At 44.7% G+C, this 14,533-nt stretch carries 18 protein-coding genes; 3 read left to right on the top strand and 15 right to left on the bottom strand.

Annotation, left to right across the window (positions count from 1 at the left end):
* Positions 1–90: 90 nt before the first annotated feature.
* The 5 genes from rbsK to ccpA form a co-directional block, all read right to left on the bottom strand.
* The gene (rbsK, locus tag C5Z26_RS03965; protein ID WP_105448697.1) at positions 91–1,011 is read right to left on the bottom strand and encodes a ribokinase; all 921 of its coding nucleotides are present in this window, start codon (positions 1,009–1,011) and stop codon (positions 91–93) included.
* A 136-nt stretch (positions 1,012–1,147) separates the two neighbouring features.
* Positions 1,148–1,876, bottom strand: a complete 729-nt coding sequence (locus tag C5Z26_RS03970; RefSeq protein WP_105448698.1) for a YebC/PmpR family DNA-binding transcriptional regulator — start codon at positions 1,874–1,876, stop codon at positions 1,148–1,150.
* Positions 1,877–1,980: 104 nt separating this feature from the next.
* Positions 1,981–2,304: a DsrE family protein gene (locus tag C5Z26_RS03975; RefSeq protein WP_234005724.1), complete on the bottom strand. Its 324-nt coding sequence runs from the start codon at positions 2,302–2,304 to the stop codon at positions 1,981–1,983.
* Position 2,305: 1 nt separating this feature from the next.
* Positions 2,306–3,172, bottom strand: coding sequence for a TIM barrel protein (locus C5Z26_RS03980; protein ID WP_105448699.1), 867 nt, complete (start codon positions 3,170–3,172; stop codon positions 2,306–2,308).
* 75 nt (positions 3,173–3,247) lie between these two features.
* The gene (gene ccpA, locus C5Z26_RS03985) at positions 3,248–4,258 is read right to left on the bottom strand and encodes a catabolite control protein A (protein ID WP_105448700.1); all 1,011 of its coding nucleotides are present in this window, start codon (positions 4,256–4,258) and stop codon (positions 3,248–3,250) included.
* Positions 4,259–4,527: 269 nt separating this feature from the next.
* Here ccpA and C5Z26_RS03990 point away from each other — a divergent pair, with 269 nt between their 5' ends.
* Positions 4,528–5,637, top strand: a complete 1,110-nt coding sequence (locus tag C5Z26_RS03990; protein WP_105448701.1) for a M24 family metallopeptidase — start codon at positions 4,528–4,530, stop codon at positions 5,635–5,637.
* Between the two features lie 71 nt (positions 5,638–5,708).
* Here C5Z26_RS03990 and C5Z26_RS03995 read toward each other — a convergent pair whose 3' ends face one another.
* The 3 genes from C5Z26_RS03995 to C5Z26_RS04005 form a co-directional block, all read right to left on the bottom strand.
* A complete protein-coding gene (locus C5Z26_RS03995) occupies positions 5,709–6,662 on the bottom strand; it encodes an aldo/keto reductase (RefSeq protein ID WP_105450130.1) in 954 nt (317 codons plus the stop codon).
* A gap of 80 nt (positions 6,663–6,742) precedes the next feature.
* Positions 6,743–7,276, bottom strand: a complete 534-nt coding sequence (locus C5Z26_RS04000) for a YtxH domain-containing protein (RefSeq protein WP_105448702.1) — start codon at positions 7,274–7,276, stop codon at positions 6,743–6,745.
* Between the two features lie 2 nt (positions 7,277–7,278).
* A complete protein-coding gene (locus tag C5Z26_RS04005; protein ID WP_105448703.1) occupies positions 7,279–7,695 on the bottom strand; it encodes a DUF948 domain-containing protein in 417 nt (138 codons plus the stop codon).
* Between the two features lie 230 nt (positions 7,696–7,925).
* On the opposite strand from C5Z26_RS04005, the gene C5Z26_RS04010 reads away from it, so the two are divergent.
* Entirely contained in the window at positions 7,926–8,816 is an 891-nt protein-coding gene (locus C5Z26_RS04010; protein WP_105448704.1) for a mechanosensitive ion channel family protein, read from the top strand.
* Between the two features lie 61 nt (positions 8,817–8,877).
* On the opposite strand, the gene C5Z26_RS04015 is transcribed toward C5Z26_RS04010, so the two are convergent.
* The 6 genes from C5Z26_RS04015 to racE all read right to left on the bottom strand — a co-directional run bounded on the left by C5Z26_RS04015 (position 8,878) and on the right by racE (position 13,293).
* Positions 8,878–10,032 (bottom strand): N-acetyldiaminopimelate deacetylase, encoded by a 1,155-nt coding sequence (locus tag C5Z26_RS04015; RefSeq protein ID WP_105448705.1) that lies wholly within the window; start codon positions 10,030–10,032, stop codon positions 8,878–8,880.
* A gap of 17 nt (positions 10,033–10,049) precedes the next feature.
* Positions 10,050–10,760, bottom strand: a complete 711-nt coding sequence (gene dapD / locus C5Z26_RS04020) for a 2,3,4,5-tetrahydropyridine-2,6-dicarboxylate N-acetyltransferase (RefSeq protein ID WP_105448706.1) — start codon at positions 10,758–10,760, stop codon at positions 10,050–10,052.
* Positions 10,761–10,781: 21 nt separating this feature from the next.
* On the bottom strand, positions 10,782–11,273 hold the full coding sequence (gene cbpB / locus C5Z26_RS04025) for a cyclic-di-AMP-binding protein CbpB (RefSeq protein ID WP_105448707.1): 492 nt from the start codon (positions 11,271–11,273) through the stop codon (positions 10,782–10,784).
* 88 nt (positions 11,274–11,361) lie between these two features.
* Entirely contained in the window at positions 11,362–11,880 is a 519-nt protein-coding gene (locus tag C5Z26_RS04030) for a metallophosphoesterase family protein (protein ID WP_105448708.1), read from the bottom strand.
* A complete protein-coding gene (locus C5Z26_RS04035) occupies positions 11,877–12,479 on the bottom strand; it encodes an XTP/dITP diphosphatase (protein WP_105448709.1) in 603 nt (200 codons plus the stop codon). The genes C5Z26_RS04030 and C5Z26_RS04035 overlap by 4 nt, the downstream gene beginning before the upstream one ends.
* A 1-nt stretch (position 12,480) precedes the next feature.
* A complete protein-coding gene (gene racE / locus C5Z26_RS04040) occupies positions 12,481–13,293 on the bottom strand; it encodes a glutamate racemase (protein ID WP_105448710.1) in 813 nt (270 codons plus the stop codon).
* A gap of 199 nt (positions 13,294–13,492) precedes the next feature.
* Between racE and C5Z26_RS04045 the strand changes: the two genes are divergently transcribed.
* The gene (locus C5Z26_RS04045) at positions 13,493–14,023 is read left to right on the top strand and encodes a YslB family protein (RefSeq protein WP_234005725.1); all 531 of its coding nucleotides are present in this window, start codon (positions 13,493–13,495) and stop codon (positions 14,021–14,023) included.
* 129 nt (positions 14,024–14,152) lie between these two features.
* Here the strand turns inward: C5Z26_RS04045 and trxA are convergent, their stop codons facing one another.
* Positions 14,153–14,470, bottom strand: coding sequence for a thioredoxin (gene trxA / locus C5Z26_RS04050; RefSeq protein WP_105448711.1), 318 nt, complete (start codon positions 14,468–14,470; stop codon positions 14,153–14,155).
* Between the last annotated feature and the right edge of the window lie 63 nt (positions 14,471–14,533).

Consider the following 14,533-nt stretch of genomic DNA (forward strand, 5'->3'; position numbering starts at 1 on the left):
CCGTAAACCCAGTTTATTTAGACGAAAAAAAACACCTGAATTAAGCAATAACTTAATTCAAGTGGTCACATATTTAACTTCTTTTTTCGTCTAAGCGCGTTCAGCAGCGGAAATTTCAGCAGCCGTTGGAATTGACGGTTGCGCACCTAACTTTTGTACGGCTAATGAAGACGCCCGATTCGCAAAACGGACTGCGGCATTTAAATTACTGAAATCCGCTTGCAACACGGAACTCAAGGCCCCAATAAAGGTATCCCCTGCGGCAGTGGTATCAATGGCCGCCACTTTATAAGCGGGAACAAAACCATGCTCATGATTTCGCATCCAAAAAGCTCCTTGGCTACCAACGGTGATGATGACCGTATCAACCCCCATTGCTTGGAACTTTTCTGCCGCTTTAATCATCGTCTGCTCATCTGTGATGTGCACCCCGGTCAAGGTTTCCGTTTCTGTTTCATTGGGAACAATCAAATCAGTCACGGCTAATAATTGTGCGGGCACAGTCGTTGTCGCCGGTGCCGGATTCAAGATAGTCCGCCGATTAGCAGCTTGTGCCAATTCAAAACCATGTTGGGTTGCAGCTTGCGGCGTTTCAAATTGTGCAATCAAAAAATCACTCGCAGCAATCACCGGCTGCGCTAAATCGACATCCGCTGGTGTCACCTGTTGATTCGTACCACCATCAATTAAAATACGGTTTTCGCTACTATTATCCAACAAGATAAAGGCCGAGCCCGTGCTGGCAGCCGTACTATGTTGCACATAATTAGTCACTACCCCACTAGCCGTTAATTGCTTAACCATAAATTGCCCCTCGGCATCTTGACCGACTTTACCAATAAACGTGGTTTGAGCGCCGGCCCGGGCGGCGGCAATCGCCTGATTAGCCCCTTTACCACCGCCAGCAATACTTTTACCAGTCAGTGGCAATGTCTCGCCAGGCTTAGGAAACCGTTTCACGCGGAGAATGGTATCGACATTTAAACTACCTAATACGGTTACTTTATTCATTATTTTTCGTCCCTTCAAAAATACGCTAGCCTAATTTTAGCAAAGTGCCGTCCTAAGCACCAGTTTGAGCCAATATTTATGATAAAAAAAACTGGTTTAGTCTCATCATAAGACTAAACCAGTCACTTTAAATTGATTAATCTGGGAAATTAGCGGCTTCATAAACTTCTGAAACATCGTCATTATCTTCAAGTTCATCAATCATGTGTTGTAACTTTTCAACTTTATCCGTTGGGACGTCCGTCAAGGTTTCAGGAATCATCGTTAATTCCGCATTTTCAAGCTTATACCCCTTGGCTTCCAAGGCATCCCGAACTTCAGCCAATTGCTTTGGATCCGTATAGATTTCGAAAGCTTCATCACTGGATTGTAAATCATCGCCACCAGCATCTAAAACATCCATTAACATCGTGTCTTCATCCGTGTCTAAATCTTCACGTACAATCACGATGTAACCTTTACGGTCAAACATATAGCTCACTGCACCAGAGGCCGCTAAAGCACCACCATGATGAGTGAAAGCAGAACGAACCGCTGCGGCCGTCCGATTTTTGTTATCTGTTAATGCGTGAACCAGAACAGCGATACCACCAGGGCCGTAGCCTTCGTAGGTAACTTCTTCGTAGTTCGCCGCACCGGAGCCACTACCTTTATCCACTGCCCGTTTGATGTTATCTTTAGGCATGTTGGCAGCTTTAGCCTTATCCATAATCAACCGCAATTGCGAGTTAGAATCTGGATCAGGACCTCCGGCTTTAACAGCCATGTAAAGTTCGCGAGAGATCTTTTGGAAAATCTTCCCACGTTTAGAATCTTGGGCGTTTTTACGTCCTTGAATGTTATGCCATTTTGAATGTCCTGACATTGTGACTCCTTCTTTCTTTATTTATTCGATTTATGATTAAACATACGGTTAGTAGTTTAACAAATAAACCGGTTCATTTCAAGGTCTAGACCTAGTCTAACCGATTAAGGGCGCAAGTAGGCAAAGCCATGACCCTCTAATTCAACAATCCGGACCACCCCGGCTGGGACGACTGTCACCCCGGCCACTAAATCACTAATGGCAACGTGATGACTAGTTAACGCATTTTGACAAGCATCAAGCTCAACTTGGGGCTGTGCTTGAATAAATGGTTGCCATACCGCTGACGTCAGCGTTGTCACGGCCGGTCCGTTCACCACTAGCACAATTTCACTAGTTGGTTCTGCCGCCAGCAAGTTTTCAATATTACTCATCACCATCGCAACTTTTGCCACTTCATCTAGGTGCACCACAACTTTTGCCATCATTTCACCGTCGACTTTCTAATCCTTTAACTTCTAGATTTCTTAAATAGTGATAGCTCGCCAACATGTTCGCACAAGTTGCATCCGTTTCATCGGGCACCTCATAAATCATGCTTGCCGTTGGATTCAGTACTGGCAAGACGCGTTGCCAGTCAATCAACCCCGTGCCTAGCGGTAAACTATCGTGTTGTTGGCCCAACGAATCGACCAGATGATAATGTTGGATTAAGGGTCGGAGCCGTTTTAAGCTCAACATCGTTAAGGCCATATCGCCATGTAAGCCAATAAAAACATGACTCAAATCACAAACTAACGGTAAGTGATGTTGAATAATCAGTTCATCCAACTGCGGATCACCATACATAAAACTCGGCGTGATGCCATTTTCAATCATCACATGCCCTTGGCCTTGCCGCACTAACATATCTAACCGTTCGAAGACCGTGGCTCGTGCAGCTGCCAGTGACGCATATTCAGTCACGAGCGCAGCACTTTCAGCACCGCCATAGCCGCCATGAACTAACAATCGAACATCTAGTTCAACGGCTAATGCGATTAATTGAGTCGTCGATTGCTGTAAAAATTGATACGCTTTTGCTTCACGGTTGGGATCTAATAATTGGTCTAAATGAACGCCCTGGTAACTCATCGGATGATGGACAATCACATCGGTAGTCACCTGCGCTTTAACAAAAGTAATCGCTTGTTTTAACCGCTGAAAGGCCGCGGGTTCAAAATCAGCCGCACTCGTGAAAAATTCAAAGGTCGTTGGTCGGTATTGCAACCGATTCATCAATTGATCTGGTTCGCTAGACGCCTTTAAGCCTAATTGGACCATTCCTGGTCGTTTCGGTAACTTTAATGTTGCCATCTCGCATGCCCTCTTTCTATTCATCGCAAAAAAGCTCAGAACCGAAGTCCTAAGCCTAGTATACCCTACCTGAAACTATTCAGCGGATTTGGTCGAATCACGCCGGACAATCCCATATGGTAAGGTGATTGTCTTTTCTTCGAGTGGTTTATCATTCATTAATTTGGTCAACATCCGCATTGCCACTGCACCGATATCATACAAAGGTTGCGTAATTGACGTGATTGACGGCCGGGTAATCTGAGTAATGATCGTATCATTACTGGTGATCACTTCTAAGTCGCCAGGAACATCTACGCCCGAAGCCATGCTAGCATTAATAATACCGGCAGCCATTTCATCGTCGCCAACGAAGACTGCAGTGGCACCACTGTCTGCAATGACCGGTTGTAATTTTTTACCGGCATCGTAAGAATAGCCCGCTTCATAAACCAAGCTGTCATCAAATGGCACATTGGCTTTACTCAAGGCTTGCTTGTATCCTGCCAAGCGATATTCTGCATTAATTGATTGTGACAAGGGTCCTAAGGCAATCGCAATCTTCTCATGACCACGCTTAATTAAATTAGTCACGGCTTCTTCAACTGCGGTCACGTAGTCAATGTTGACACTAGGCGTATCCCCTTCAGGATCAACGGTCCCAGCTAAAACCACTGGTGCTTTGGCCCGCTTGAATTCAGCCCGCAACTTGTCATCAATATGATTTCCCATAAAGATAATCCCATCAACTTGCTTGGCCATCAACGTATTTAACACGTTCACTTCTTGTTCACCAGCGTCATCAGAGTTCGTTAAGATAATATTGTATTTGTACATCATCGCAATATCATCAATCCCCCGTGCAAGTGACGCAAAATAAATATTAGTGACGTCGGGAATAATGACGCCGACCGTCGTTGAACGTTTGCTAGCTAAGCCACGTGCCACGGCATTTGGTCGGTAATCAAGCCGTTCGATAACTGCCAAAACCTTCTTACGAGTCGCTGGTTTAACATTGGGATTCCCATTAACGACCCGGGAAACTGTCGCCATAGAAACCGCCGCTTCACGTGCCACATCATAAATCGTTACTGTTTGTTTTTCCATATAAAATAGCCCTTTCTTACTTGGTATCATTTGTTTTCATTCGTTTTCATGCAACATCAACCAATATAGCAAAATTATGGCATTGTTGCAACTTTATAACCTATTGAAATCGCTTTCATGAAAATAATACCTTACTTGTTTCCAAAATTCAAGATTTTACAACGCCTTAACCAAATTTTCACCATTAAATTTGCCCCTTTTCTAAAGCAACAGCGCTATACTATCTTATATGGTAGGAACCAAAAACTTATTTTTGAGGAGTGATTGAAATGGCAGATTACACCAACCTGCAACAAGTACGCCAATGGACCGTCGATAATCACGTTGACGTCACCTATGTAAGTGACTTTCACACAATTTCATATCTAACTGGATTTGGCAGTGATCCGATTGAACGGACACTAGCCTTGTTCGTTTTTGCGGATGCGGAACCCTTCCTATTTGCGCCCGCTTTAGAAGTTGAAGCAATCAAAGGTACTGGCTGGCCTTATCCCGTTTATGGCTATTTAGATCATGAAGATCCCTATGCTTTAATTGCTAACCATATCACGGCCCAACTAACTGACCCTAAAGTTTGGGCTTTAGAAGCTGGTAACTTAACGTTGGATCGGTTCCAAGCGATTCAACAACAATTCCCAGCAGCTCACTTTGATAAAAATCTATCCCCAATGATTCAAAAGTTACGCTTAGTCAAAACACCGGCCGAACTTGAAAAATTGCACGTTGCCGGCAAATGGGCTGACTTTGCATTTGAACAAGGCTTCGCTGCCGTTAAAGCCGGCCGGACTGAACAACAGATTGCGGCCGAACTTCAATATGCCCTAATGAAAAAAGGGGTTATGGAGATGAGCTTTGGCACGTTGGTTCAGGCAGGGACCCACGCTGCGGAACCCCATGGTGCCACCAATCAGACTCAAATCAAACCTAATGAATTAGTGCTCTTTGATTTAGGCGTGATGTGGGACGGCTATGCTTCAGATGCCTCACGGACAATTGCTTACGGTCAACCAACTGCTAAGCAAAAAGAAATCTATGACGTTTGTTTAGAAGCGCAATTGACAGCCCAAGCCGCAGTCAAGCCAGGGATGCCAGCTGAAGACGTCGACAAGCTAGCCCGCGATGTCATCACTAAAGCCGGTTATGGCGACTACTTCATTCACCGCCTTGGTCATGGACTTGGTCAAACTGACCATGAATTTCCATCTATTATGGCCGGCAACCACATGCCATTAGTTGAAGGCATGTGCTTCTCAATTGAACCCGGGATTTATATTCCAGGGGTGGCCGGTGTTCGGATTGAAGACTGTGGGGTCGTTACTAAAGACGGCTTCGACCCATTCACGCACACCTCAAAAGACTTAAAAATATTAGCCCTTTAATTACTAATATCAAAATCGCTCGGCTATCAGCTATCCAGCTGGTATCCGAGCGATTTTTAGGTTAGTTTACATTAAGGTAAATCGTTGCCGGCAGCAAAGTAAATATCATACCATTCCTGCCGCGTCAATTGTACACCAGTCCCGGCGATACTTTCCGTTAAATGTTGTGGATTCATCGACCCAAGAATGACTTGCATGTGGGCCGGATGCCGCAAAATCCAGGCTGTCGCAATCGCATTTTTAGTCACGCCCCGACTGGTTGCCAAGGCTTGCAGTTTCGCATTCAGCGTTGGAAACTTAGGATTATCAATAAACGTTCCAGCAAACATCCCGTATTGATAAGGCGACCAAGCCTGAATCGTCATTTGATGTAGGCGTGAATATTCAATAATTTCACCATCGTGATTGGTGCTGGCCGAATCCGTCATATTCGTGTGGAAGCCAAATTGAATCGGTCCAGTGTGCATCACGCCAAATTGTAATTGATTAATGATTAACCGCTGACTTAAAGCCGCTTGTAATAAAGCCACTTGCATGGGATTAAAGTTAGATACCCCGAAGTGCCGAACCTTGCCAGCAGCTTGTAACTCGTCAAAAGCCGCTGCTACTTCGTCCGGTTCCATCAAAGCATCCGGCCGATGCAACAAGAATGAATCCAAATAATCGATCTGCATGCGTTTTAAAATACCATCAACAGCCGCAATTAAGTGGGCCTTTGAAAAATCGTAACGTTGGCCAAATACTAAGTCACCCTGACTGCGCTTGGGGTCAAGGACAATGCCCCCCTTAGATTGAATAAAGAAATCTTCACGTTTTAAGCCACTTTGTTTAAGCGCCGTCCCAAAAATCGTCTCTGATTGACCATTCCCATAAATATCGGCACCATCAATAAAGTTAACCCCTTGATTGTGGACAGTTGTTAAGACCTGCGCTGCTTGAGTGGGTGTCAGACTCACCATGCGCATAATTCCCAGGGCCACCGCTGAAACTGACGTGCTCGTTGCGCCTAATTGAACTGTTTTCATTGCCATAAAACTCCCTCCAACTTCATTAACTGCACAAAAAAAGACTGAGCTCAATACTCAGTCTAGCAGATATCATCGGTTTATTCTTTGGTTGTATCTGGGGTAGCGCTTGAATCATCAGCATCAGTGGTCGCGTTTGTTGGGTCACTTTCCACATCATCTGGCATCGCAGTCGTCGCCTCACTAGCCGCCGTAGCTAAGTCAGCGTCTGCTGAATCACCAAAAGCCGCCGCACTATCAATCACAATATCATCATTAGCATCGGTTGAATCAGCTTCAACGCGAGCTAATTCAGAACGCAAACTATCCGTAGCTTGATCTAAGCTCGAACTGAAGCTTTCACCGGCTTCACCTTTAGTCGCTTGATATTGATCAGCAAAATCAGCCACCTTTTGTTTGGCATCCGCAAATTGTTGACTAGCTTCCTCTTTAAAATCAGCCGCAGCATCATTAGCGTAAAAGGCATAATCAATGGCCCGGTCTTTAAAGTCGGCCACCCCTTGTTGTGCCCGTTCCTTTAAAGTAGCTTTTTTATCAGCATCTAGCTTCATGACGGCCGTCGTAATTGCGGCGCCACCCAATACTAAACCGAATAAGAATCCTTTTTTTGACATTGTTAATCCTCCTCGCTATTCTTCTTTGATCGCCGGTTCCGATAAACATCAAAAGCAGCTTTACCAACCTTGGAAGCACTTGAAAACTTGTTACGTTTTTCGTTGTTTTTCCCAACTTTAGCCGTTAATTCACGGGTCGCGGCATTCAAATCAGAAACACTCTGGCCTAAGTCACCCATCGCTTGGAAAGCTGGATCAATCGTTGCGACCTTGCCATTAACATCCTTTAATAATTCATTCGCATTGGACATAATTTTTTCAGTTTCATGTGAGAGCGCATCGACATCATCCGTGATGGCACTTAAACTTCGGTTAACTTCGCCCATCGTTTTCGTAATTCGCACTAAGAAAATCCCGATGAAACAAACTAGTAGTAAGAATGCGATAGCGGCAATGATGCCCGCAATATGTGTAATCATCTTAAAATTCCTCCTTCAACTGCCTTTAATATTAGAATAAGCATAGCATTGTCATAATAATACTGCAACGAAAAAAGTGCTTACATCCTCGTGAGACTAGTCTACCAATTGTCGTAAACCGTTGCCACTGTTGTTAGCTCGCGTAACCCAGTGATGCCCAGCAACTAGCTTGGTTCCCACGTTAAAATCTGCTAAACTAGACTGCAGACCAACTTAACGAGGGTGAAAACATGTTTTTTTCAACAGTCCTAGGGGTGAGTACCTCTAAGCAAGTCTCCGTGTGGGTAAAACTCGCGGCTAAAATTGATTGGCAACAAATCTTAATTAACATCGGCGGTAAACTGCTCGAAATCGTTCTATTCAGTTTACTCTTTTGGATTATCGATCGCTTAGGTAAACACTTGATTCATCACGTGTTTCTCACTAACGCTCATACCAACGATACGGCTTCTAATCGTATTTCAACGATATTCACGTTATCCTTGAATATTTTTCATTATGTGATGATCTTTTTCTGGCTCTATGCCCTCTTATCGGTCTTAGGGGTTCCCGTGGGGACTTTAATTGCTAGTGCTGGGATTTTCAGTGTGGCCTTAGGATTAGGGGCCCAAGGCTTTGTTAGTGACATCGTCACCGGCTTTTTTATCTTATTAGAAGATCAAATCGATGTGGGCGATTACGTTAAAATTGAAACCATTGAAGGCACCGTCTCGGCAATTGGCTTAAGAACGACGCAAGTTACTAGCCCCGACGGCTCACTGAATTTTATTCCCAATCGCAAAATTATGATTATTAGTAATCAATCTCGCAATGATATGCGCGTTTTAATTGACCTACCTATCACTACCGATACCCCAATCGACGCCTTAGCGACTGCGATTAAAGCCACAAACCGTACCTTGGTCCCCAATTATCCAGACATTATCGGTGATCCAGATAGTCAAGGTGTGACTACTCAGACGGATGGCACCTTAGTCTTCCGCGTGCAATTTTACGTTAAAAATGGCATGCAGGTCACCATTCAACGAGATTTTTTAGCTGCTTACTTAGCCGCAGCACAAGCAGCTGACATTCAGCTCCCATCCCCCACCTTAACGTTACAACCGCATTCAAAAGCCTAAGTAGCAAAACAAGTGTCAATCAACCCCCGATGGGTGCGATTGACACTTGTTTTTTCATCAGCTACACAGTTCGTAACTGATTACGATGCGTCAAATAACCCGTCATCGCATTAACCCCAGCCATGATAGCGCTCGTATGCGGCACCATATGTTCTGAATGGAGTGAATAAGGACTATCCACTCCTAGCCAAAACATCGTCCCGGGAATTTGGTGAATCAGATACCCAAAATCTTCACCCGTCATTGCTGGCCGCGTTTCGATAAAGTTAACGGCATCATCATTTTGCATGTACGTCATAAAATCAGCGGTAATCTGGTCATTGTTTTCAACCGGATAATAACCCCCCTGATGTAAATCCAAATCAATTTGACAATCGTAGGCTAACGCAATGCCTTCAACAATTGTCCGAACTCGCCGTTGAATATGCAAATTCATTTCCTGCGTTAACGCCCGAATCGTCCCATCAATCTGAGCTTCACCCGCAATGACATTGCCGATAGTGCCCGCCGTGAAGTGGCCTAACGTGACCACGCCACTTTGAATAGGATCAACATTACGCGCGACGATTGTTTGCAATTGTTGGACCAAAGCAGCCCCCGCAACAACCATGTCATTAGCTTGATGTGGAAAGGCAGCATGACCACTTTTACCGGTTAAGTGCGCGTGGATCTCACACGTTCCTGCAAACAAAGTCCCCATGCGACACCCAATTGCACCTGCAGGTAAAGCTGGATTATCATGAAATGCAAAAATTTCATCCGGCATCCAGTCATCCAAAGCACCACTTTCATATAAGCGTTTGCCACCAGATGCATTTTCTTCCGCCGGTTGAAAAATAAAAATCATATCCGTCGTCGGTTGATTAGTCGCAAAATAACTCAGAATGCCCAATGCAACTGACATGTGAATATCATGACCACACGCATGCATCTTACCCGGATGCTGTGAGGCAAATGGTAAATCCGTTGCTTCCGTCACGGGTAACCCGTCAATATCAGTCCGATAACCGATACGATAGTCATGGCGTTGACCACTCACTTTAACCAAGATTGCCGTTGGCACCGCCGCGACCGTTTTGATAGTCAACCACGTTTGCGGCATGGCTTTAATAATCGATAACAGATATGCCTGCGTTTCGTGTTCTTCCAAGCCAAGTTCAGGAATTTGGTGGAGATGTTTATAAATTGGTATTAACTCATTTTCCTGTAAGACCATTGGTTGTCCCTCCACGCTTAGAGCTGACGTAATTCACTCATGAGTTCTGTTTTACTCTTAGTTTTATCATCAATATCTTTTAATTTACGAGCAGGAACGCCACCGACAACGGTGTTTGGTTCAACATCATTAATCACGATGGCCCCAGCCGCAACTACAGCGCCTTTACCAACATGCACGCCTTCCAAGACAACGGCATTGGCACCAATCAAAACATCATCATCAATCCGAACTGGTTGTGCCGACGGTGGTTCTACCACGCCAGCTAACACAGTACCGGCACCAATATGACAATTCTTACCCACAATCGCCCGGCCGCCTAAAACTGCGCCCATATCAATCATGGAACCTTCACCGATTTCGGCACCGATGTTAATTAAGGCACCCATCATAATCACGGCATTGTCGCCAATTAAAACTTGGTCACGAATAATCGCACCGGGTTCAATTCGTGCATTGTATTGCTTCAAATCAGTTAAGGGTACCGCTGAGTTGCGCGCATCATTTTCTAATTCAGAATCCGTGATTAACGCCGCATTGGCCTTTAAAAAGGGTTCGACGTCGGTCCAATCACCAAATAAAACGCCAGCATTACCGCTAAAAAACGTCTTAATCGTTGCTGGTGCGTCTAGTTGGTCTAATTGACCCTTCACATAAACTTTCACCGGTGTTTTTTTCTTCGCATTACCAATGTAGTTAATAATTGCTTGTGCATCTAATTTTGCCATTGGAACCCCTCCATGATGTTTTTATTTAGCTTTTTCGCTAACGGAAAAATCTTTCTCAATCATATCATATTGCTTACCAATTTCGTGGGCCAAGAAGTTAAAACTCTTCATAAACTCTCGGCGCGTAATAATCCCACGGAAAACACGGTCAGCCGTGACAACCGGCACAAATGGATTATCGACCATTAAATGCAAGGTGGTCTCAACATCCGTCACGGTTGCCACCGTTTTGACCTTGGTTGCCATCACATCACAGACTCGCTTTTGCATTAAAACCTCTGTATTCAATTGGTCAAAACCGAGCATCTGTTCCGTAATTAATGGCAATGAAATCAAGCCTTCAAAGTGCCCTTCATTATCCAAAACTGGAATTCGCGAATATTTAATCTTCGTCAATACTAAAAAGGCATGGTACAAATTGTTATCAGTTTGGACGTTCGCCACAATATCGGCCGGAATCAAAAAATGGTCCGTATTGCGCATTAATAAATCCGCTACTGGTTTAATTAGCATCGTGTGACCCTCCCTTAAGAAGTTACCCCCTTATTCTAACCGAAAATCACGGTAAGTTGCGGGGAATCTGCTCATCTTTAAGGATTTTTTAGCGGGCAAAGTGAAATTTCAACGCCTTAACTGGCCGTTGTTGGCGATCATAATATTGCACCTCAATGGCAGCTGCTTGAACGTCAACAATGGCATAGGTGCCACCTAACTGGGTAAATTCACCCCGTGGATAACTGATACTGCCAGGATTTAAAACCAATAAGCCGGCATGCCGTTCGACTCCTAATTGATGAGTGTGCCCCAAAAAAGCCAGCTGCGCATTGGCCGCCTGGGCAGCCGCAATCAGATGATCCAAGCTCAGATTAACACCAACTAGATGACCATGCGTCATATATACCTTAACGCCCGCCACCGTAGTCGTCACTGCCGTTGGGTACTGATTATCAAAATCCATATTACCTTGAACGACGTGCATCTGGTCAAAGACAGCATCATCCGCCGCCAGCTCTGAATCACCGCAATGAAAAAAAGCATCTACTTTATCTTGATAAGCCGCTAGTAATTGCACCAAAATATCGCGATCACCATGACTGTCACTCACAACTAAACATTTCATTTTTGCGGTGCCCACCATTCATCAAATTTAGTCATTAATTGCCGTAAGGCTGCGCCGCGATGACTAATCGCATTTTTCTCAGCCGCCGTTAATTCCGCCAATGATTTTTGATACTGGGTTGACCAAAATAACGGATCATAGCCAAACCCATTATCGCCACGCGGCGCAATTAAGATGCGCCCTTTTAACTCACCGGTGACGACTAATTTTTCACCAGTCGGTTGCAGCGCAACTAAAGTCGTGTGAAAGGTTGCTGTCCGTTGTGCTTCCGGCACGCCACCTAAGTTAGCCAATAACTTCGCATTATTAGCTGCATCATTATGATCCCCCGCATACCGTGCCGAATAGACCCCTGGATCACCATGCAACGCCGTCACCATTAACCCTGAATCATCGGCGATCGCCGGTAACCCCGTCGCCTGCACGACAGCGGTCACTTTCTTGGTCGCATTCGCTTCAAAGGTAATGCCGTTTTCTTTAATCGGTGGGATCGTTGGAAAATCCGCTAACGTTTTAATTTCAATCGCATACGCCTTAAGCATCGCACTAAATTCACGCGCTTTATTGTCATTGTTTGTCGCAATAATTAAAGTTTTCAATTTAGTCCCCCCCTAAAGTTGTTTGTGTGACTTGAAAAGCTGGTTGTTGGAGCCAATTTTTAGCAATCGTCGCAAAGTGTGCTGGCGATCCAGTCGTATAATAGGCATCCGGATAAGCTTTAGTCGCACTCGTATTTTCAATCCCCAGATAATCTAACATGAAAGAGACGTCATTAATCGTTTCCGCCCCTGAATCAATCAAGGTCACGTCTTGGCCGACGACATTTTGAATCAAAGGACGTAGCAGTGGATAATGTGTGCAGCCTAAGACCAACGTGTCAATCCCGCTTGTTTTAAATGATTGTAGCGACTCCGCAACCACCTTTTTAGCAACAGTGGACTGATACTCGTTAGATTCCACCAAGGGGACAAACTTCGGGCAAGCCTTGGAAATCACCGTGGCGGTCGGGTCCTTGGCTAAAATGGCATCCCGATAGGCATTACTGCGAATCGTCCCTTCTGTCGCAATCACCCCAATTCGGTTGTTCTTAGATGCTTTGAGCGCCGCTCGTGACCCTGGTGAGATAACCCCAATCACTGGAATTTTAAGTTTCGCACGTAAGTCGGGTAAAGCCGCAGCGGTGGCCGTATTACAAGCAATCACCAGCATTTTGATATCTTGTTTTAGCAAAAAAGATGCCATCTGCCAAGAAAAGTCGCGGACTTGTTCACTGGGGCGTGGGCCATAAGGAAGCCGGGCCTGATCACCAATGAAATTAATGGTTTCCCGTGGCAATTGCTTAAGCGCTTGCTTGACGACGGTTAAGCCGCCCACGCCGGAATCCATGAAACCAATTGCATGTTCATTTGCCATATTAAAAATCTCCGTTCGCTGAATTCTGAAACTTCATTATGGCCTTTTTTGAAACTGATTTCAAGCCAGACCCGGCGGCTTAAATTAGTAAAGTTTCCACTCAGATGGTCGAAAAAGTTCTGCATCTGACCAGAAACAAGGTATAATATTTATTATGAAGTGGCAATGATGCCGCGATTAGACATGGAGAGGACTTATCATGACGAATGCCTTTTATTCTCAATTTGCAGGTAATGCGATTAAGACTTCAGTTTTAAGTGTTGAGGTTTTACGCGATGCCTTGTTACCAAACTTGCTGGGAGCAGATAGTAGTGGGATTCTCTACTGGGCTGGTAAGGATTTAGCGCGCCAATTTCCAGTCGCAACGACGGCTGACTTGGTCACTTTTTTTGAACAGGCTGGTTGGGGACACTTACTAGTCATCAAAGAAAGCGCAGATTTAATTACCTATGAATTAACCGGCGAACCCGTCGCTCGTCGCAGTTATGCTATCAAAAAACCAGACTTTATGCTCGAAACTGGCTTTCTCGCTGAACAAGCTGTTCAACGCGTTGGCTGTGTTAGCGAGGCTAAGCTGACCTTTCAAAATAAGATGCGGATCCGGATTGCCGTTACGATTGACCATAAACAACCCATCACTAATCACGATCCAGCCACCCCAATTGAAATCGTGCAGCCATTAGTTGACGAGACGCCAACTGATGAGACCACCCCTGAGCATCAAAACTAACCCATCATTTATTAACTGATGGCTGAAAAAACGACTAAGTTCGGCCAACCGCCGTCACTTAGTCGTTTTTTATCGCAAAAAAAGACGCACAGCCTGAACTGTGCGCCTCCTTAACCTCATCGTAACCGGCTATGCTTCAACGTAAGTTGCTAAGGTCTTTTTAATTTGTTCTTTTGAATGGTAACCAACCAAGGTATCGACCACTTCACCGTCTTTTTTAACTAATAAAGTTGGAATACTCATAATACCAAAGTTTTGCGCCGTGTTTGGGTTCGCATCCACGTCCATTTTATTGAAAGTAACTTGATCACCCATCTCACCGGCTAATTGTTCAACTACTGGTGATTGCATCCGACAAGGACCGCACCAAGTTGCCCAAAAATCAGTTAGTGTAACGCCCTTTGCAGTATCCGTTTCAAAAGTCTTATCAGTAGTAGCTTCGACCATTTTGATCGGCCTCCCTATATTTAGTTATTTACTATTTGTAAGTATATCAGTTATGCCCAAAAG

The organism is Lactobacillus sp. CBA3606 (genome assembly GCF_002970935.1).
In the GTDB taxonomy this organism is placed as follows: Bacteria; Bacillota; Bacilli; order Lactobacillales; family Lactobacillaceae; genus Lactiplantibacillus.